Consider the following 19,699-nt stretch of genomic DNA (forward strand, 5'->3'; position numbering starts at 1 on the left):
GGGATGAACCTCGCTTCAGGGGCAGACCGCCTCGACGTTGTTGCCGTCGGGGTCGATCAGGAAAGCCGCGTAGTAGGTCGGGCTGTAGTCCGGCCTCGGGCCCGCGCCGCCGTTGTCGGAACCGCCGGCTTTCAGGCCGGCCTTGTGGAAGGCGGCCACGGCCTCGTGGTTCGGCGCGCGAAAGGCGATGTGCGTGCCGGGGCCCTTCGCGCCCTTGGCTGCGTAAAGCCATAGCGCCGGCTCGTCGGCCGGCCCGATGCCGGCATAGCTGTCGTCGTGCGGACCCGGCACGTGGCCCAGCGGCGCGAGCGCGGCTTCGTAGAAGCGGCGGCTCGCGGCGAGGTCTTTGACTTTCAGTCCGATGTGGTCGTACATGATGGCTTCCTGCTCGATGGGTTGATCAGGAGTCCATCATCGAAGAGCGCCGCGATGCGTTCTTGGAGAATCTTGCGGTCGCCCTTGGCCGCCTTGCGGAAGCCGCCCGGCGACACGCCGGCGGCGCGATGGAAGGTGCGCACGAAGTTGCTGAGATCGGCAAAGCCCACGTCCAGCGCGACCTCGGTCACGGGCCGGCTGTCGTCGTCGGCCAGCAGGCGCGCGGCGTGCCGCAGGCGGGAGCGCACGAGGTACTGATGCGGCGTGACGCCAAGCACCTGCGAGAACAGCCGCAGGAAGTGAAAGGAGCTCAGGCCGGCTTCGGCCGCAGCGCCGTCGAGGCCGATGTCGTGCTGCGAATTGGCGTCGATCCACATCGCCGCATCGACCGCGCGGCGGCGGTCGCGCGAGATGGCGGACGAAGGTGCGGTGGGCTTTGCCCGGCCGAAAACGACATCCACGAAGCGGCTCGCGAACCACATGCCCAGCTCGTCCAGCCCCACGTCGCTCTGCCTGTCGGCAGCGGCCTGCGCCAATTCGCCGATGACCACCAGTTCGGCCAGGGGCGGCAGGCCGCCGGTGCGCCAGGTCTTCCGGTCGCCGCCGATCAGGTCGACAAAGCCCGGCGACAGGTGGAACGCCAGGCACTCGTCGCCGCAGACATGGTGGTCATGCGTGCAGACGTACTCGTCGCCTGGACAGCCGACCAGCACCGATCCTGCGACCAATTCGTAGGCCTGGCCGCGCGTGCGGTAGCCGAAGCTGCCCTTGCACACATACGAGACCGAGTAGCCTTCGTGCAGTTCGGTGAAGGGCTGCGCGTCGGGCCCCGCGTCGCATCGGTAGCTGGCGACGCGGATCGGGTCGGTCTGCAGTTCGGTGGTGACGAGCATGGCTTGCGCCTTTCAGGTCCACCGCACCGCAACGCTCAGTCGATGGTCTGCATGGCCTGCCACACGCGCGCCGGGCTCAGCGGCATGTGCAGGCGCGGCGCGCGCGTGGCGAGGCCGTTGCGTGCAAAGGCATCGGCCACCGCATTGACGATGGCCGGCGTGGCGCCGATGGTGCCGAGCTCGCCCACGCCCTTCACACCCAGCGGGTTGTTCTTGCACGGCGTCGATTCGTCCATCTCCATCTGGAACATCGTGTCGACGATGTCGGCACGCGGGGCCGCGTAGTCCATCAGGCTACCGGTGACGGGCTGGCCGGTTTCGTTGTCGTACACCACCTGCTCGTACAGCGCCTGCCCGATACCCTGCACCGCGCCGCCCTCGAGTTGGCCGCGCACGATCATCGGGTTGATGACCCGGCCCACGTCGTTGACCGAGCTGTAGGCCACCACGCTGATTTCGCCGGTGGGCGGATCGATCTCGATCTCGCAGATGTGGCAGCCGTTGGGCCAGGTCGGACCGGCCACGGTGCTGGTGGAGTCGACGAAGATTTCTCGCTCGGGCTGCTTGGCGGCAAGCGCAAAGAGGTCGAGTTCGAGGTCGGTGCCGGCCACGTTGAAGACACCGCGGCTGTAGACGATGTCGTCGATGGAGGCCTCGAACTCCTGCGCGGCAAGTTCGCGCGCCTTGTCGATGGTGCGCTCGGCGCCGACGCGCACGGCCGAGCCGCCGGTGAACAGCGAGCGAGAACCGGCGCTGCCGAAGCCGTCGCCGCGGTCGGTATCGCCGAGCACCACGCGCACTTTCTCGATGGGCACGCCAAAGGCATCGACCGCGAGTTGCGCGAGCGAAGTGGCAATGCCCTGCCCCATGGCGTTGACTGCGGAAAACACCTCGATCACGCCATCGGCCTGCACCGAGACCGTGACACGCTCCTCGAACACGTTTCCGCCCGTCCATTCGAGGAAGGTGGCGATGCCCAGGCCGCGGTGCCTGCCCTTGCTGGCCGAGTTGGCCGCGCGGGTCTCGAAGCCCTCCCAATCGGCGAGCGTCAGCGCCTGGTCCATCACCGACTCGAAGTTGCCGGTGTCGTAGGTCTGCGCCATCGGGTTCTTGTACGGCATCTGCTCGGGGCGGATGAAATTGCGGCGGCGCAGCGCGATGCGGTCGATGCCGGTCTGGCGCGCGGCCTCGTCCATCAGCCGCTCGATGGTGAAGATGGCCTCGGGGCGCCCTGCTCCGCGATAGGCGCCGGTGGGCGCAGTGTTGGTGAGCACCGCCTTGAAATGGAAGTCGATGGTCTGGATGTCGTAGACGCTGGTCTGCACCCAGGGGCCGATCAGCAGCTGGATTGCGACGCCGGTGCCGGTGGCGTAGGCGCCCACGTTGGCCAGCGTCTTGATGCGCAGGGCCAGGATCTTGCCGTCGGCGTCGAGCGCCATTTCGGCGCGCGCCTCGATGTCGCGTCCGTGCGCGCTCGACAGGAACTCCTCGCTGCGCTCGGCCACCCACTTCACCGGCCGGTCCACCTGCAGCGCGGCGAAGGCGACCGCAATATCTTCAGGGTAGGCGCCGGTCTTCATGCCGAAGCCGCCACCGACGTCGCCGACCACCACGCGCACCTTTTCCTTTGGAAGGCCGATGGCGGCACAGACGGAATCGCGTACGCCGGAGGGCATCTGCGTGCTCATGCGGATCGTGAGGCGGCCGGTTTCGGGGTCGCGCGCCGCCAGCACGGAACGCGGCTCGATCGTCAGGGCGACCACACGCTGGTTGTGCACATCGAGCGCCACCACATGGGCGGCCTTGGCGAAGGCCGCGGTCGCGGCCTCGCTGCTGCCGTGGCGCATTTCGGCGGCGATGTTGCCCGACGCCTCTTCGCACAGCAGCGGCGCATCGCTGGCGGTGGCACTCTCGAGGTCGACCACCATGGGCAGGTCTTCGTAGTCGACCATGATGGCCTCGGCGGCATCGCGGGCCTGCTGCACCGTATCGGCCACCACGGCGGCCACGACTTCGCCGACGAAGCGCGCGCGCTCGTGCGCGATGGCGTAGCGCGGCGGGCTGGCGCTGTCGCTGCCGTCCGCACGCTTGAAGCCCGCGGCGCCCGGCAGGGGCTTGACGCCGGCCTCGGCCATCTCGGCACCTGTAATCACACGCAGCACGCCGGGCATGGCGGCGGCGGCGCTGGTGTCGATGGAGAGGATGCGCGCGTGCGGATAGGAGGATCGCAGGAAAACGAGATGCGCCTGCTCGGGAAGCGTGACGTCGTCGGTGTAGCGTCCGGCACCTGACAGCAGGCTTTCGTCCTCGAGGCGGCGCACCGCCTGGCCGCTGCCGAAGCGCGTGGGATTGGGTTCAGTGGTCAACATGGTCCTCTTGTGCTCATCCCCGGCGTGTGCGCGGGCCTGCCTGATCTGCTTGTGGAAGCTGCGATTGCAAGCTGTGGACTATAGGGTTTTCGGCGGGTTTTGTGGTGCCGCAGCGTGAGGGCCGAACCTTGTGGCGCGTCAGCGGTGTGCGATTTTCACCCGGCTGGATTCGGTTTCGCGAAGCCGTGTATACCTATGCCCATGCGACAACTGCCTTGGCTCGAACCCGGAGACGCCCTGCCCGACCCCGCCTCTGCCTGGGGCGTGGCCGACCCCGTCCCCGGGCTGCTGGCGGCCGGTGGGGCGCTCGATGTCGATACTTTGATGCAGGCCTATGGCAACTGCGTCTTCCCCTGGTTCAGCGAAGACCAGCCGATTCTGTGGTGGAGCCCGGACCCCCGCATGGTGCTGCAGGTGGCGGAGTTCAAGCTGCACCGGTCGCTGCGCAAGACGCTGTTGCGTTTCGTGGAGACGCCTGGATGCGAGGTGCGCATCGACCATGATTTCGCGGCCGTCATCAAGGCCTGTTCGGCCTCGCCACGCGTCGGCCAGTCGGGCACCTGGATCGTGCCGGACATGGTCAGGGCCTATACGAATTTGCACGACGCCGGCAATGCCCACAGCGTCGAGACCTGGATCGACGGCAAGCTCGCGGGCGGACTCTACTGCGTGGCCCTGGGCCGCGCGGTGTTCGGCGAGTCGATGTTCACCCGTCGGCCGGACGCCTCGAAGATCGCGCTGGCCGCGCTCGTGGCGCTGTGCCGGCATGCCGGCGTCCAAATGATCGACTGCCAGCAGAACACCTCCCATCTCGCGAGCCTCGGCGCCCACGAGATGGCGCGCAAACGCTTCGTCGCACACGTGGCGCGGGTACGGCAACAGGAGGGCCCACGCTGGCGATTCGACCCCGTATACTGGTCCGAACTCCTTTCCGCGCGACCTCTTTCACCGACGTGACGCACCTCAAGGACCTTCCGCTTCACACGCTGCAGTTCTACGCAACGGCGCCCTACCCCTGCAGCTATCTGCCGGACCGGCAGGCCCGCTCGCAGGTGGCCACGCCCAGCCACCTGATCCACAACGACGCCTATTCCGACCTGGTGCTCAGTGGCTTCCGGCGCAGCGGCATGTTCACCTACCGGCCCTATTGCGACGGCTGCCGGGCATGCATCCCGCTGCGGGTGCTGGCCAACAGTTTCCGGCCCACGCGCAGCCAGCGCCGCGCGCTCAAACAGCATGCCGGCCTGCAGGCGCGCGTGCTCAAGCTGTGCTTCATGCCCGAGCACTACCAGCTCTACCTGCGCTACCAGAACGGCCGCCACGCGGGCGGCGGCATGGACCACGACAGCATCGACCAGTACACCCAGTTCCTGCTGCAGAGCCGTGTGAACTCCCGGCTGGTGGAGTTCCGCGAAACTCTGCCCGACGGCAGCGCGGGCGCGCTCAGGATGGTGTCCATCCTCGACGTGCTGAACGACGGCATCTCGGCCGTCTACACCTTCTACGAGCCCGAGACCCGCGCCGCGTCGGGCCGTCCCGAGCAAGCGGACGGCCCCCAAGGGGAGCAACGGGAACGCGAAGGGTCGGGCGGGGGGGCAATATCCACCGGTTACGGCACCTACAGCGTGCTCTGGCAGATCGAGCAGGCCCGCAAGCTGGGGCTGCCGCACGTCTACCTCGGGTACTGGATCGAGCACAGCCCGAAAATGAGCTACAAGGCGCGTTTCTCCCCGCACGAAGTATTGGTGGATGGACACTGGCAGGCGCCGGGCGATTTCACAAGGTAAAATGGCGCCCGGTCATCACCGCAGAGCGCCATGAGAAAAAACCAATCCGACATTCCCGCCGTTCCCGTGATCCAGGTGATCGAGCGCATGTTCGCGCTGATCGATGTCCTGGCATCCCGCGAGGAGGCGATTTCGCTGAAGGAAATCAGCGAAAAGACCGGGCTTCACCCCTCGACCACGCACCGCATCCTCAACGACCTGGCGGTCGGCCGCTTCGTCGACCGGCCCGAAGCCGGAAGCTACCGGCTGGGCATGCGCCTGCTGGAACTGGGCAATCTGGTGAAGGGCCGGCTCAACGTGCGCGATGCAGCACTCGGCCCGATGCGCGAGTTGCACAAGCTGACGCAGCAGCCCGTCAACCTCAGCATGCGCCAAGGCGACGAAATCGTGTACATCGAGCGCTCCTACAGCGAGCGCTCGGGCATGCAGGTGGTGCGGGCCATCGGCGGGCGGGCCGCCCTGCACCTGACCTCGACGGGCAAGCTGTTCCTGGCGGCGGACGATCCGCAGCGGGTGCGCAGCTACGCCACGCGCACGGGCCTGGCAGGCCACACGCGCAACAGCATTACCCAGTTGCCGGCGCTGGAGCGTGAACTGTCGAAGGCGCGCCAGTACGGCATCGCCCGCGACAACGAGGAACTGGAACTGGGCGTACGCTGCATGGCTGCCGGCATCTACGACGACCAGGGCAAGCTGGTGGCGGGCCTGTCGATCTCGGCACCGGCCGACCGGCTGGACGAAGGCTGGCTGCCCAAGCTGCAGGCCACGGCCAATGAAATCTCAGGCGCGCTGGGCTTCAAGGACGGGATGGCCGTCACGCCCTCGCCCACGAGCAGCAGCACCCCGCCGGCAGGCTGACCCGGCGAAGAAGGCCCGCCTCAAAAGCAAACAGGCCCTGCGAAGGGCCTGTTTTCATTGCGGGCTGGCGGACTGTTGCGGCGAATCGATCAGCCGGCCACCTGGTAGCTGGTATTGCGCGAAGAAGCGGCTGGCGTACCGTTGGCATGGGTGGCCTCCACCCAGCGGCGAACCCGCTCGGCGTCGGCGATGCGGCTGAACTTGCCGGCCGAATCCAGGAACACCATGATCAGCTTGCGCCCGGCCACCCGGGCCTGCATCACGAGGCACTGGCCGGCTTCGGAGATGTAGCCGGTCTTCTGCACGCCGATTTCCCAATCGGGGCTCTTCACGAGGCGGTTGGTCGTGTTGAACTGCAACACACGGTTGCCGACTTCGACCTGGTACTCAGGCGAGGTGGACAGGGAACGCACCGTGGCATCGGAGTAGGCGGCATTGACGAGCAGCGCCAGGTCTTGCGCGCTCGACTGATTGCGGCTCGACAGGCCGGTGGGCTCCACGTAGCGCGTGTCCTTCATGCCAAGCATCTTGGCCTTGGCATTCATGATGCTCACGAAGGTCGTCAGGCCACCCGGGTAGGTGCGGCCCAGCGCGTGCGCGGCGCGGTTTTCGCTCGACATCAGCGCCAGGTGCAGCAGTTCGCCGCGCGAGAGCGTGGTACCGATCGTCAGGCGCGAACTGCTGCGCTTTTCGGTGTCGACGTCGTCCTGCGTGATGGTGATGAGTTCGTCGTTCGGCAGATGAGCCTCGCTGATGAGCAGGCCGGTCATGAGCTTGGTGAGCGATGCAATCGGCAGCACGGCATGGTCGTTCTTGCTGAACAGCACTTCGTGCGTGTCCTGGTCGATGACCAGCGCGACGCTCGACTTCAGGTCGAGCACGTCCTCGGTGCCGTGCAGGCCGGCCATCTGGCCGAAAGATTGGCGCGGTGCCTCTGTGACACGAACCACCGAGCGGCGCTGCACGGCCACCACGGTCTTGCCGTTCTTTTTGCGGATGGTGGCCACGACATTGCGGCCGCCACGAACCACCTTGTCCGCCTTTTCGCTCTTCTCGGCCCGTCCGGCACGCGCCGTCTTGGACGATGCGCTGTGCTTCACTTCGACCGGCACCGGCCCCTTCGCCTTCTTGGCGACGGCGGCTTTGGCGACGGGCTTTTCTTTCTTCGCGGCCTGGGCGCCAGGCAGCAAAAACGCCGCGGCGCATAGCGCAACGGCGAGCATTTTGAGTGCGGGTAGAAACCGCTGGCTGGAAACTCGGCGGAGACGGGCTTCAGACATTTATAAATCTCCAGCGGCGACAAACGAGGACCGCAGTGTATCGAAATCAAAAAAGGCACGCAATATCAGTTACTTGCGTCCTCTTCTTCAATCGAAAATCAAGGATCGCCTAAAACCTAACCCTGTGCCGCAACTCTCTCAGCTTGGCTCTGTAACTTGTTGAGCGCGCTCAAATAAGCCTTTGCCGAAGCGACCACGATGTCCGGGTCTGCACCCACACCGTTGACCACCCGCCCTGCGTTTTGTAACCGAACTGTAACCTCCCCTTGGCTTTCCGTCGAGCCACTGATGGCATTGACAGAGTAAAGAACCATCTCGGCGCCGCTCTTGACGTGCGACTCGATGGCTTTCAACGAAGCATCAACCGGGCCATTCCCGTCGGATTCGCCTGTGACTTCCTTGCCCTGGACAGTGAACACGACCTTCGCCTGGGGGCGCTCGCCGGTTTCGCTGTGCTGGGAGAGAGAAACAAAAGCAAACTGTTCTCCAACGTGCGACACCTCTTCCGCGCTGACGAGCGCGAGGATGTCCTCGTCGAAAATTTCCGACTTGCGGTCGGCCAGCTCCTTGAACCGGAGGAACGCGGCATTGATGTCGCCTTCGCTTTCCATGGCCACGCCCAGCTCCTGCAGTCGCTGCTTGAAGGCATTGCGGCCGCTGAGCTTGCCGAGCACGATCTTGTTGGCCGCCCAGCCTACGTCCTCGGCGCGCATGATCTCGTAGGTGTCGCGCGCCTTGAGCACGCCGTCCTGGTGAATGCCCGAGGCGTGCGCGAAGGCGTTGGCCCCCACCACCGCCTTGTTGGGCTGCACCACGAAGCCGGTGGTCTGGCTGACCATGCGGCTCGCGGCCACGATGTGCTGCGTGTCGATGCGCAGGTCGAGCCCGAAATAATCCTTGCGGGTCTTCACCGCCATGACCACCTCCTCGAGCGAACAGTTGCCCGCGCGCTCGCCCAGGCCGTTGATGGTGCATTCCACCTGGCGCGCGCCGCCGATCTTCACGCCCGCCAGCGAATTCGCCACGGCCATGCCGAGGTCGTTGTGGCAGTGCACCGACCAGATCGCCTTGTCGCTGTTGGGAATGCGTTCGCGCAGCATCTTGATGAAGTTGCCGTAGAGCTCGGGAACGGCGTAGCCGACGGTGTCCGGCACGTTGATGGTGGTGGCCCCTTCGTTGATCACAGTTTCGAGCACGCGGCATAGGAAGTCCGGGTCACTGCGATAGCCGTCTTCGGGGCTGAACTCCACGTCGGCCAGCTGGTTGCGCGCGAAACGCACAGCCAGCTTGGCCTGCTCGTGCACTTCGTCGGGCGACATGCGCAGCTTCTTCTCCATGTGAAGCGGCGAGGTCGCGATGAAGGTGTGGATGCGCCCGCGGGCCGCGCCCTTGAGGGCCTCGGCCGCGCGCGCGATGTCACGGTCGTTGGCTCGCGAAAGGCCGCACACCGTCGAGTCCTTGATCGCATTGGCAATCGCCTTCACGGCCTCGAAGTCGCCGTTCGAGCTGGCGGGAAAGCCGGCTTCGATGACGTCGACCTTCAGCCGCTCCAGCAGCTTGGCAATGCGCATCTTTTCATCGCGCGTCATCGAGGCGCCGGGCGACTGCTCTCCATCGCGCAGGGTGGTGTCGAAAATAATGAGTTGGTCGGTCATCGTGAATCTCCTGTGATCGTTCCCACCTTGCGCGTCGGCAGCGTCAGGCGGCTTCAACCACCGATTGTGCGCCGTGTGCGCCCAGGGCACGAGCACGCTGCACGCCCGAGACAATTGCTTTCAGCGACGCCGTGATCACGTTCGCGTCGATGCCCACGCCAAACAGCGTGCGGCTTTCGTCGACGCGCAGTTCGAGGTAGGCCACGGACTTCGCATCGGCGCCGGCGCCGATGGCGTGCTGGTGGTAGTCCATCACGCGTACCGTGTGGCCGGTGGCCTGGCTCAGTGCCTGCGTGAAGGCGTCGATAGGGCCATTGCCGCGGCCTTCGATGGTATGGTTTTCACCGTCCCACGACAGGTCGCCGCGCAGGACCACCGAGGCGTTGACGCCCTCGCCTTCTTCCTCGATCACACGGTGCTGCAGTGCCTGAGCGGTCTCGATGCCGTACTCGCGCACGAACAGCTGCCAGAGGTCGGCGGCAGTGAGTTCCTTGCCGGCGACGTCCATCACGCGCTGCACGGTCTGCATGAACTCCATCTGCAGGCGGCGCGGCATCTCGAGGCCGTACTCGCTCTCGAGCAGGTAGGCCATGCCGCCCTTGCCGGACTGGCTGTTGACTCGGATCACGGCTTCATAGCTGCGGCCCACGTCCTTCGGGTCGATGGGGAGATAAGGCATGTCCCAGATGTCGCCTTCCTTGCGCGCGGCGAAGGCCTTCTTGATCGCGTCCTGGTGCGAGCCCGAGAACGAGGTGTAGACCAGGTCGCCCACGTAGGGATGGCGCGGGTGCACGGGAATCTGGTTGCAGTGCTCGACGGTGGCGCGGATCTCGTCGATGTTCGAAAAATCGAGCTCGGGCGAAACGCCCTGCGTGTAGAGGTTGAGCGCGACGTTCACAAGGTCGAGGTTGCCGGTGCGCTCGCCATTGCCGAACAGGCAGCCCTCGATGCGCTCGGCGCCGGCCATCAAGGCCAGTTCGCCGGCTGCGGTGCCAGTTCCGCGGTCGTTGTGCGGGTGCACGCACAGCACGATCGAATCGCGGCGCGCGAGATTGCGGTGCATCCACTCGATCATGTCGGCGAAGATGTTCGGCGTTGAATGCTCCACCGTCGTGGGCAGGTTCACGATGCATTTGCGCTGTGGCGTCGGCGCCCAGACCTCGGTTACCGCATCGACCACGCGCTTCGAGAACACGACGTCGGTGCCGGAGAACATCTCGGGCGAGTACTGGAAAGTCCACTGCGTTTCCGGCTGCCTGGCGGCGAACTCGTTGAACATGCGCGCATGGCTGCTGGCGAGCTCGACGATCTGGTCTTCGTCCATGCCGAGCACCACGCGGCGCATCACCGGCGCCACGGCGTTGTAGAGGTGCACGATGGCGCGCGGTGCGCCCTGCAGCGATTCGAAGGTGCGTTCGATGAGGTGGTCGCGCGCCTGCGTCAGCACCTGGATCGTTACGTCGTCGGGAATGCGGTCTTCCTCGATGAGCTTGCGCACGAAGTCGAATTCGACCTGCGAGGCCGAGGGGAAACCGACTTCGATTTCCTTAAAGCCGATGGCCACGAGGGTTTCGAACATGCGCATCTTGCGCGCGATGTCCATGGGCTCGACCAGCGCCTGGTTGCCATCACGCAGGTCGGTCGACAGCCAGATCGGCGCCTTGGTCAGCACGGCATCGGGCCAGGTGCGGTCCTTGAGGCCGATCGGGGCGAATGCGCGGTATTTGCTTTGAGGTTGCTTGAGCATGTCGATTTCTCTGAGATGGTTGGTAATCAACCAGCAACCCCAAAAACAAACGGCCCGTTGCTGGTGCGAACGGGCCGTGGTGAGGGATTTGCGCGTGCGCTACCGTCTCCGCCCGTGAGGGAGGGCTAGTAGGGCCAGCAGCGAAATCTTGGTCATGAGGATTGCGAATGTAGCACAAGCCACCGTCAGTTATGCAGGCCCCGTTCGTCCGGCTCTTCGGTTGAGGTGCTGATCACGCTCACCGGCTGGCCCTTGGCCTTGCGCCACGCGTAGACCACGTAGCCGCTCAGGCCGTACATGACGAAAAGGCCGAACAGGACGGTGGGCGGATGGATGTTGATGACCGCGATGCCGAGCGCGATGAGCACGATTGCGGCAAAGGGCACGCTCTTCTTCATCTGGATGTCCTTGAAGCTGTAGAACGGCGCATTGGTGACCATCGTGAGGCCCGCATACAGCGTGAAGGCAAAGGTGACCCAGGTGATCTGCGTCCACGAGAGATACAGCACCTCCCCGCCGCGCTTGCCCCATTCGTCCACGAGCCAGATGAAGCCTGCTACCAGTGCAGCAGCCGCAGGCGACGGCAGCCCCTGGAACCAGCGCTTGTCGACCACGCCGGTGTTCACGTTGAAGCGCGCGAGCCGCAGCGCCGCGCAGGCGCAGTACACGAAGGCGGCGATCCAGCCCCAGCGGCCCAGACCCTTGAGCGACCACTCGTAGGCGATGAGCGCTGGTGCGGCGCCGAACGACACCATGTCGGACAGCGAATCCATCTGCTCGCCGAACGCGCTCTGCGTGTTGGTCATGCGGGCCACGCGCCCGTCCAGGCTGTCGAGAATCATCGCGGCGAACACACCGAGCGCCGCGAGGTCGAATCGCGCATTCATGGCCATCACGACCGAGTAGAAACCGCCGAACAACGCTGCGAGCGTGAACAGGTTCGGCAGGATGTAGATGCCCTTGCGGCGCTTGCGCGGCTGCACGTCGTCGGGAATCGTATCGTCATGCATTGGAATGGCCTCCGTCCCTCGTGGGCGCTACGCGGTCAGCTATCCATTCGATAGCATCTATGTCTGTGAATCGCATGGCTTGCAGTGTAGTTCAGGGGACCTCTTCGGCCCCTGCAAACAAAAGGGCCACCGCGACGGGTGGCCCTTGGGAAACGGGTGCCAAAGCACCCTCTCACCGGGAAGATCAGTTACGGGTTTGATCGACCAGCTTGTTCTTCTTGATCCAGGGCATCATCGCGCGCAGCTTTTCGCCGACGACTTCGATCTGGTGCTCTGCATTCAGGCGGCGGCGGCTGATCAGCGCGGGCTGGCCGGCAGCGGCTTCGAGCACGAAGCTCTTGGCGTATTCGCCGGTCTGGATATCGCGCAGCACTTGCTTCATGACCTTCTTGGTCTCGTCGGTCACGATGCGCGGGCCCGTGACGTACTCGCCGTATTCGGCGTTGTTCGAGATCGAGTAGTTCATGTTGGCGATGCCGCCTTCATAGATCAGGTCGACGATCAGCTTGAGCTCGTGCAGGCATTCGAAGTACGCCATTTCGGGCGCGTAGCCGGCTTCCACCAGCGTTTCGAAACCGGCCTTGATCAGTTCGACCGTGCCGCCGCACAGAACCGCTTGTTCGCCGAACAGGTCGGTCTCGGTTTCTTCGCGGAAGTTGGTTTCGATGATGCCGGCCTTGCCGCCGCCGTTGGCGGTGGCGTAGCTCAGCGCGAGGTCGCGCGCCTTGCCGGTCTTGTCCTGGTGCACGGCCACGAGGTGGGGCACGCCGCCGCCTTGGGTGTAGGTGCTGCGCACGGTGTGGCCGGGGGCCTTGGGAGCCACCATCCACACGTCGAGGTCGGCGCGCGGCTGGACGAAGCCGTAGTGCACATTGAAGCCGTGCGCGAAGACGAGCGAAGCGCCTTCCTTGATGTACGGGGCCACGTCGTTCTTGTAGACGTTGGCGATCTGCTCGTCGGGCAGCAGGATCATGACCACGTCGGCTGCCTTCACGGCGTCGGCGACTTCGGCGACTTGCAGGCCGGCCTTCCCGACCTTGTCCCACGAAGCACCGCCCTTGCGCAGGCCGACCACGACCTTGACGCCGCTGTCGTTCAGGTTCTGCGCGTGCGCATGGCCTTGCGAGCCGTAACCGATGATTGCCACCGTCTTGCCCTTGATGAGGCTCAGGTCCGCGTCTTTGTCGTAGTAAACCTTCATGTATTTCTCCTAAAAAATCTCAAGCACCCGCAGAGCGGGCGAATTTCACTCAGAGGCCGGAGGAATTCCGGTCCTTCATTTGCTGGTTGATGGACACGAGGCTGTCGTGGATGCGGAACAGCACGATGAGCAGTTCGCTGTAGATGCGGACACCGATGGCACCGAAGATCAGGAACGTGAAGGCCGGCAGGTACTGGCGCTGATAGAGCGCCGCCCCCGCAAGGACGATCACGCCCAGCAGGCCGAGGAAGTAGAGCACCCGCACGATCGCGGGAGTCACCATCCTGTCGAAACCGAGCAGACCTCGCATCACTTTTGCCTCATGTGTGGATGAACTGATGAACTGAGGGCGCCTTCACCCTCCTACACGCGCAGAATGCGCTCGCCGCGGCCGATGCCGCTGGCACCGGTACGGACAGTCTCGAGGATAGCGCTACGTTCGATCGCTTCCAGAAAAGCGTCGTTCTTGCCATGGTCGCCGGTGAGTTCGATGGTGTAGCTCTTATCGGTCACGTCGATGATGCGGCCGCGAAAAATTTCGGCCATGCGCATCATTTCCTCGCGCTCCTTGCCGACCGCGCGCACCTTCACCATCATGAGCTCGCGCTCGGTGTAGGCGCCTTCGGTCAGGTCGACGACCTTCACGACTTCGATCAGGCGATTCAGGTGCTTGGTGATCTGCTCGATCACGTCGTCGGAACCGGTCGTGACGATGGTCATGCGCGAGAGGCTCGCATCCTCCGTGGGCGCGACCGTCAGCGATTCGATGTTGTAGCCACGGGCCGAGAACAGGCCCACCACGCGGGAAAGAGCACCCGGCTCGTTTTCCAGCAGCACTGCAATGATGTGTTTCATGTTTGCGTGACTCCTCTTTTCGCCGCCCTCCCCCGCGCACGGTAATGCGCGGGCTTGGCGGGCAATAGATTCGTCAGTAAAAGTTGAACGAGAGAAAAATGCCCCGCGGATCAGAGATCCTCGGAACCCATCAGCATCTCGGTGATGCCCATACCGGCCTTCACCATCGGGAACACGTTCTCGGTGGGATCGGTGCGGAAGTCCATGAACACCGTGCGGTCCTTGAGCTTGCGTGCTTCGCGCAGCGCGGGCTCCACGTCTTGTGGACGCTCGATCAGCATGCCGACGTGGCCATAGGCCTCGGCGAGCTTCACGAAGTTGGGCAGTGCGTCCATGTAGCTGTGGCTGTAGCGGCCGGAGTATTCGATTTCCTGCCACTGGCGCACCATGCCCAGGTAGCGGTTGTTGAGCGAGCAGATCTTGATCGGCGTGTTGTATTGCAGGCAGGTGGAGAGTTCCTGGATGCACATCTGCACCGAGCCTTCGCCGGTGATGGTGAACACTTCCGAATCGGGCTTGGCGAGCTTGATGCCCATGGCGTAGGGAATGCCGACGCCCATGGTGCCCAGGCCGCCCGAGTTGATCCAGCGGCGCGGCTCGTCGAAGCGGTAGTACTGGGCAGCCCACATCTGGTGCTGGCCCACGTCCGACGTGATGTACGCGTCGGCGTCCTTGGTCATGTTCCAGAGGGTCTCGACCACGTACTGCGGCTTGATCACGTCCTTGTTGCCGCGGTCGTACTTGAGGCAGTCGCGCGAGCGCCAGGCTTCGATGGTCTTCCACCAGTCGGCCAGCGCGCCGGCGTCGGGCTTGGTGGTGCTCTCGCGGATCATCGAGATCAGCTCGGTGAGCACGTCCTTCACGTCGCCGACGATCGGGATGTCGACCTTCACGCGCTTGGAAATGCTCGACGGATCGATGTCGACGTGGATGATCTTGCGTTCGTTCTGCGCGAAGTGCTTGGGGTTGCCGATGACACGGTCGTCGAAGCGCGCGCCCACGGCCAGCAGCACGTCGCAGTTCTGCATCGCGTTGTTGGCTTCGATGGTGCCGTGCATGCCCAGCATGCCCAGGAACTTGCGGTCGCTCGCCGGGTAGGCGCCCAGGCCCATCAGCGTATTCGTGACCGGATAGCCGAGCATGTCGACCAGCGTGCGCAACTCGTTGGTGGCATTGCCCAGCAGCACGCCGCCGCCGGTGTAGATGTAGGGACGCTTGGCGGCCAGCAGCAGTTGCAGCGCCTTGCGGATCTGTCCGCCGTGGCCCTTGCGCACCGGGTTGTACGAGCGCATCTCGACTTTGTCGGGATAGCCTGCGTAAGGCGTTTTCTTGAACGAAACGTCCTTGGGCACGTCCACCACCACCGGGCCCGGGCGGCCGCTGCGCGCGATGTGGAAGGCCTTCTTCATCGTCATGGCCAGATCCTTGGGATCCTTGACGAGGAAGTTGTGCTTGACGATGGGACGGGTGATGCCGACCGTGTCGCATTCCTGGAAGGCGTCGAGGCCGATGGCGGCCGTCGGCACCTGGCCCGAAATGATCACCATCGGAATCGAGTCCATGTACGCGGTGGCGATGCCGGTGACCGCATTGGTCAGGCCAGGACCGGAAGTGACCAGCGCCACACCGACGTCGCCGGTAGCGCGTGCATAGCCGTCGGCCGCGTGAACGGCAGCCTGCTCGTGACGCACCAGCACGTGCTGGATGGTGTCCTGCTTGTAGAACGCGTCGTAAATGTAGAGAACTGCGCCGCCCGGATAGCCCCAGACGTACTGGACGCCTTCGGCCTGCAGTGCCTTGACCAGCACTTCAGCGCCCATGAGTTCTTGCGTTGGGTTGCCTGCGCCTGAGGACGCGGCTGCTGCGGAAGCGATTTCCGCCTTGGAGATTTCCATGATCAACCTTTGTGTTATTTCGGGAACGAAATACCTTGGGTGCCCCTTGCCAACCCTTGTGGGGCCGCGCCAGGACTTGAGGCCAAAGCCATGGGCGGACTGATGTTCCGCCGGACCGTGACCCGTTTGCCTTTTGACTTGCAAGGCGGATTATGACATTTCCGGGCGTTCAGATTCGCTTCAGCTGCCTTGTAAAGCTACAAAGGCATAATCCGCGGCGATAAACACACACGCGACGTACGCAATCGCCAGACCCCTTTTCCCACGCGGCGCACCTTTCGCGCCCCCTCTCGCTTGGCAACTGAACAAGAACTCTCCGACTTCCTGAAAAGCGTCGAACGGCGCGCTTTCAAGCGCTCGGTCTACCACGTGCGGGATGAAGAAGCAGCGCTCGATATCGTGCAGGACAGCATGATGAAGCTGGCGCAGCACTACGGCGACAAGCCACCGGCCGAGTTGCCGATGCTGTTCCAGCGCATCCTGTCGAACTGCACGCTCGACTGGTTCCGCCGCCAGAAAACCCGGCGCGCCCTGTTCTCCAACCTCAGCGATTTCGAATCGATCGACGACGACGGAGATTTCGACCTGCTGGAGAACTTCGTCTCGCCGACCGACTCTAGGGAATCGGAGAGCGCCGAAGACACGACTCGCCGCGCCCAGGTCTTCCACGAAATTGAGGAACAGATCGCAGCACTGCCGGGTCGTCAACGCGAGGCTTTCCTGATGCGTTACTGGGAGGAAATGGACGTCGCAGAGACGGCCGCTGCGATGGGCTGCTCCGAGGGCAGCGTCAAAACCCATTGTTCGCGAGCCGTTCACGCTCTGAGCAAGGCGCTCAAGGCCAAGGGAATATCGCTATGAACACTAAGGTTCCAACATCAACTTCCGGCATCGCCGAAGACCAGTTCGGTCAGCGCGTGGTTGCCCGCCTTTCGGCTGGTAATCGGGAGTTGCCGCACGACATCGGCGAACGGCTTCGCGTGGCGCGCGCGCAGGCCGTGGCCGCGCGCAAGCTGCCTCCGCAGCTGCGAACCGCGACTGTGGCAGTGCAGTCGGGTCATACGCTCACGATGGGTGGCAGCTGGTGGACCCGCATCGGCTCCGTGGTGCCGCTGATCGCGCTCGTGGCCGGCCTGATCGCCATCAGCGCGATGCAGGAGGACGATCGCGCCAGCGAACTGGCCGAAGTAGATTCCGCGCTGCTGACGGGCGACCTGCCGCCCGCCGCCTATACCGACCCCGGTTTCGCTCAATTCCTGAAGGCCGACAGCGCCTCCGACTGAACCTTCACCAACCGAATGCGACGCCGTTCCATCTCCAGCGCGAACACTACCCATCCGTTGCGCCCGCTCCAGGCGGGCGCAGTCGTTTGGGCGGGTGCGCTTGCGGCCGCAGCCTTCGGCCTGACGCTCGCCAACGCCCAGCCCCCCACCGAGGCGGCGGTCAAGGGCTCGACCCCGGCAAGTTCCGCGTCGGCCACCAGTCCGAAGGCCATCTCGACCACAAAGCCGCTCTGGAGCGAACTCACGGCCGAGCAGCAGCAGGCACTCAAGCCGCTAAGCGTTCACTGGAACACGCTGAATGTCGGCCAGAAAAGGAAATGGCTGGCGCTGTCTCGCAACTACGCGAGCATGTCGACCGAAGATCAGTCCACCCTGCACAGCCGCATGATCGAATGGGCTGCCCTGAGCAACCAGCAACGTGCGCAGGCTCGTCTGAACTTCGCCGAGGTCAAGCGCATTTCGCCCGACGAGCGCAAGGTCAAATGGGAGCAGTACCAGGCCTTGAGCGAGGAAGAAAAGCGCAAGCTTGCAGAAAGCGCCCCACCCAAGCCGCGCGGGGCAGCCATTCCCGTGCGGCCGGTTTCGTCCCAGAAGCTCGTGCCGGTGCCGGCCGTCACGCCTGCAGGGCAGCACACGCCCAGAATCCTGCTGGCACCGTCGCCCGCAGCCGGGCCCGCAACGATCCTGGTGGCCTCGCCGCCGGAGCGCGCCCCCGCGGCAACGACGCCGGCGGTTTCCGTCACGCCTGCTGCACCCACGCCAGCCAGCGCCGCGCCGGTTCCGGCGGAAGCCCAGGTACCGGCACCGTCTTCTGCGGCCGAGGCACCCCCCTCTGCCCCCTGACCCCAAGGCTCCGATGGTTTCCAGCTCTCCCGAGGCGTCGGGCTCCGATCAGGCTGCCTCGCAGATTCCTCCAGCGACCCGCGCTCCTGTTTCGATAGTGCCGGGCCTCTGGCGTCGCATGGCCTGCTGGCTCTATGAGGGCATGCTGCTGTTCGCCGTGGTGTTCGTTTCCGGCTGGCTCTTCAGCACGCTGGGCCAGATGCGCGACGCCATGGATTCGCGGCGCCATCTTTTTCAGGCTTTTCTTTTCGTGGTGTTCGGCGTGTACTTCGTCTGGTTCTGGACCAAGGGCCAGACCCTCGCCATGAAGACCTGGAACATCCGCATCGTCGACGCACATGGACGGCCTGTCAGCCAGCGCCGGGCGCTGGCGCGCTACCTGCTGAGCTGGGTCTGGTTTCTACCGCCGCTGGCCGCCATTGCACCGTTCAAGCTGTCGGGCGGCGAATCGACCGTCCTGATTTTCGGTTGGGTCGCCGTCTGGGCGCTGCTGGCGCGTTTTCACCCCGAGCGCCAGTTCTGGCACGACGCCTGGGCCGGTACACGGCTCATCACCTCCAAACCGATGAGTCGCCGATGAGTGCCTTGCCCAAACTTCCCGATCCCGCCGTCAATCCGCAGAAAGCCCGCAAGGGCCTCGAACGGGTCTGGCATGCCGCGCTGATCTCTCTGCACGGCCTGCGCGCCGGCTGGAGCGAGCCCGCTTTCCGCCAGGAAGCCATCATGTCGATCGCGATGATCCCGGCCGCCTTCTGGCTCGGACGCGGCTGGACCGAGGTGGCGCTGCTCGCGGGCAGCGCGATCCTGGTGATGATCGTCGAGCTGCTCAACACCGCCGTCGAAGCAGCCATCGACCGCATCGGGCCCGAGTGGCACGACCTCTCCAAGCGCGCCAAGGACATGGGCAGCGCCGCGGTGCTGCTGTCGCTCACGCTCTGCGGGGGCATCTGGGCGGCGGCGTTGTGGCAACGCTTCGTGTCATGAGCAGGCCCGCGGGCTGCGGCATGATGGCAGGATGAATCCTGAATTTTCGATTTGCGTGTATTGCGGCTCGCGCCCCGGCGAGCGCCCCGAGTTTTCCCAGGCCGCGCAGGCGGTCGGCCAATGGATCGGCCGGCATGGCGGCCAACTGGTCTATGGCGGCGGCCGAACCGGCCTGATGGGCACGGTCGCCGAGGCCACCCGCCTCGCCGGCGGCCGCGTGGTCGGCATCATCCCCAAGGCGCTGGTCGACAAGGAACTGTCCAACCCGCTGTGCGACGAACTGCATGTGGTCGACACCATGCACGAGCGCAAGGCCATGATGGGCGAGCGCGCCGACGCGTTCGTCGCCCTGCCGGGCGGCATCGGCACCTTCGAGGAACTGTTCGAGATCTGGACCTGGCGCCAGCTCGGCTATCACGACAAGCCGACCGGCATCCTCAACACCGCCGGCTACTACGACGGCCTGCTGGGCTTCCTGGCGCACAGCGTGCGCGAAGGCTTCATGGGCGATTGGCAGATGGAACTGATCCGCATCGGCACCGACGTGCCCGAACTGCTCACGGCGCTGCGCGCCGAAGTGCCGCTCCACCCGCGCGAAGACAGGCTGTCGGAAAATCTCTGAGGCGCGCGGTTCGAAAAAAGCCCCCGTCACCGGAGGCTTTTT

The 19,699-nt window shown here is 64.7% G+C and carries 20 protein-coding genes; 9 read left to right on the forward strand and 11 right to left on the reverse strand.

All coding sequences use genetic code 11. The features are described 5' to 3' along the window. Positions 1 to 15: 15 nt before the first annotated feature. From ASD05_RS26985 to ASD05_RS26995, 3 genes are read right to left on the reverse strand one after another with little or no spacing between them, the layout of a single operon-like run. Positions 16 to 375, reverse strand: coding sequence for a VOC family protein (locus ASD05_RS26985; protein WP_056599137.1), 360 nt, complete (start codon positions 373 to 375; stop codon positions 16 to 18). Further along, positions 354 to 1,268 (reverse strand): helix-turn-helix domain-containing protein, encoded by a 915-nt coding sequence (locus tag ASD05_RS26990; protein ID WP_056599140.1) that lies wholly within the window; start codon positions 1,266 to 1,268, stop codon positions 354 to 356. The genes ASD05_RS26985 and ASD05_RS26990 overlap by 22 nt, the downstream gene beginning before the upstream one ends. Positions 1,269 to 1,303: 35 nt before the next feature. Continuing rightward, complete coding sequence (locus ASD05_RS26995) at positions 1,304 to 3,637, reverse strand: xanthine dehydrogenase family protein molybdopterin-binding subunit (RefSeq protein WP_235508115.1); 2,334 nt, start codon at positions 3,635 to 3,637, stop codon at positions 1,304 to 1,306. Positions 3,638 to 3,838: 201 nt separating this feature from the next. On the opposite strand from ASD05_RS26995, the gene aat reads away from it, so the two are divergent. Genes aat through ASD05_RS27010 form a run of 3 tightly spaced genes read left to right on the forward strand, consistent with a single transcriptional unit; the run spans position 3,839 to position 6,282 of the window. Continuing rightward, positions 3,839 to 4,594 carry a leucyl/phenylalanyl-tRNA--protein transferase gene (gene aat, locus ASD05_RS27000; protein WP_056599377.1) on the forward strand — a complete coding sequence of 252 codons (756 nt, stop codon included), beginning with the start codon at positions 3,839 to 3,841 and terminating at the stop codon, positions 4,592 to 4,594. After that, positions 4,591 to 5,424, forward strand: coding sequence for an arginyltransferase (locus ASD05_RS27005; RefSeq protein WP_056599146.1), 834 nt, complete (start codon positions 4,591 to 4,593; stop codon positions 5,422 to 5,424). The genes aat and ASD05_RS27005 overlap by 4 nt, the downstream gene beginning before the upstream one ends. Positions 5,425 to 5,454: 30 nt before the next feature. Then, positions 5,455 to 6,282 carry an IclR family transcriptional regulator gene (locus tag ASD05_RS27010; RefSeq protein ID WP_056599149.1) on the forward strand — a complete coding sequence of 276 codons (828 nt, stop codon included), beginning with the start codon at positions 5,455 to 5,457 and terminating at the stop codon, positions 6,280 to 6,282. Between the two features lie 89 nt (positions 6,283 to 6,371). On the opposite strand, the gene ASD05_RS27015 is transcribed toward ASD05_RS27010, so the two are convergent. The 8 genes from ASD05_RS27015 to ASD05_RS27050 form a co-directional block, all read right to left on the reverse strand. Next, entirely contained in the window at positions 6,372 to 7,562 is a 1,191-nt protein-coding gene (locus tag ASD05_RS27015) for a serine hydrolase (protein ID WP_056599152.1), read from the reverse strand. Between the two features lie 116 nt (positions 7,563 to 7,678). Beyond that, positions 7,679 to 9,217 (reverse strand): 2-isopropylmalate synthase, encoded by a 1,539-nt coding sequence (locus ASD05_RS27020; protein ID WP_056599156.1) that lies wholly within the window; start codon positions 9,215 to 9,217, stop codon positions 7,679 to 7,681. 43 nt (positions 9,218 to 9,260) lie between these two features. After that, positions 9,261 to 10,964: a 2-isopropylmalate synthase gene (gene leuA / locus ASD05_RS27025; protein WP_056599158.1), complete on the reverse strand. Its 1,704-nt coding sequence runs from the start codon at positions 10,962 to 10,964 to the stop codon at positions 9,261 to 9,263. Between the two features lie 185 nt (positions 10,965 to 11,149). Then, positions 11,150 to 11,974 (reverse strand): CDP-diacylglycerol--serine O-phosphatidyltransferase, encoded by an 825-nt coding sequence (pssA, locus tag ASD05_RS27030; protein WP_056599161.1) that lies wholly within the window; start codon positions 11,972 to 11,974, stop codon positions 11,150 to 11,152. 184 nt (positions 11,975 to 12,158) lie between these two features. Continuing rightward, positions 12,159 to 13,175 (reverse strand): ketol-acid reductoisomerase, encoded by a 1,017-nt coding sequence (gene ilvC / locus ASD05_RS27035; protein ID WP_056599164.1) that lies wholly within the window; start codon positions 13,173 to 13,175, stop codon positions 12,159 to 12,161. Positions 13,176 to 13,224: 49 nt separating this feature from the next. Continuing rightward, complete coding sequence (locus ASD05_RS27040; RefSeq protein WP_007834235.1) at positions 13,225 to 13,485, reverse strand: DUF4282 domain-containing protein; 261 nt, start codon at positions 13,483 to 13,485, stop codon at positions 13,225 to 13,227. A 53-nt stretch (positions 13,486 to 13,538) separates the two neighbouring features. Continuing rightward, entirely contained in the window at positions 13,539 to 14,030 is a 492-nt protein-coding gene (gene ilvN, locus ASD05_RS27045; protein ID WP_007834236.1) for an acetolactate synthase small subunit, read from the reverse strand. Between the two features lie 110 nt (positions 14,031 to 14,140). Then, the gene (locus ASD05_RS27050; RefSeq protein ID WP_056599167.1) at positions 14,141 to 15,925 is read right to left on the reverse strand and encodes an acetolactate synthase 3 catalytic subunit; all 1,785 of its coding nucleotides are present in this window, start codon (positions 15,923 to 15,925) and stop codon (positions 14,141 to 14,143) included. A gap of 294 nt (positions 15,926 to 16,219) precedes the next feature. On the opposite strand from ASD05_RS27050, the gene ASD05_RS27055 reads away from it, so the two are divergent. Genes ASD05_RS27055 through ASD05_RS27080 form a run of 6 tightly spaced genes read left to right on the forward strand, consistent with a single transcriptional unit; the run spans position 16,220 to position 19,657 of the window. Further along, positions 16,220 to 16,786 (forward strand): RNA polymerase sigma factor, encoded by a 567-nt coding sequence (locus ASD05_RS27055; RefSeq protein ID WP_042673514.1) that lies wholly within the window; start codon positions 16,220 to 16,222, stop codon positions 16,784 to 16,786. After that, the gene (locus ASD05_RS27060; RefSeq protein ID WP_056599169.1) at positions 16,783 to 17,208 is read left to right on the forward strand and encodes a DUF3619 family protein; all 426 of its coding nucleotides are present in this window, start codon (positions 16,783 to 16,785) and stop codon (positions 17,206 to 17,208) included. Before ASD05_RS27055 ends, ASD05_RS27060 begins: the two co-directional genes overlap by 4 nt. A 15-nt stretch (positions 17,209 to 17,223) precedes the next feature. Then, on the forward strand, positions 17,224 to 18,051 hold the full coding sequence (locus ASD05_RS27065) for a DUF3106 domain-containing protein (RefSeq protein WP_056599172.1): 828 nt from the start codon (positions 17,224 to 17,226) through the stop codon (positions 18,049 to 18,051). 13 nt (positions 18,052 to 18,064) lie between these two features. Next, positions 18,065 to 18,631, forward strand: a complete 567-nt coding sequence (locus ASD05_RS27070) for an RDD family protein (RefSeq protein WP_056599175.1) — start codon at positions 18,065 to 18,067, stop codon at positions 18,629 to 18,631. Beyond that, complete coding sequence (locus ASD05_RS27075) at positions 18,628 to 19,035, forward strand: diacylglycerol kinase (protein WP_056599178.1); 408 nt, start codon at positions 18,628 to 18,630, stop codon at positions 19,033 to 19,035. The genes ASD05_RS27070 and ASD05_RS27075 overlap by 4 nt, the downstream gene beginning before the upstream one ends. 31 nt (positions 19,036 to 19,066) lie before the next feature. Next, a complete protein-coding gene (locus ASD05_RS27080) occupies positions 19,067 to 19,657 on the forward strand; it encodes a TIGR00730 family Rossman fold protein (protein WP_056599181.1) in 591 nt (196 codons plus the stop codon). Positions 19,658 to 19,699: the final 42 nt, after the last annotated feature.

It is taken from the genome of Variovorax sp. Root434, assembly GCF_001426595.1.
In the GTDB taxonomy this organism is placed as follows: Bacteria; Pseudomonadota; Gammaproteobacteria; order Burkholderiales; family Burkholderiaceae_C; genus Variovorax.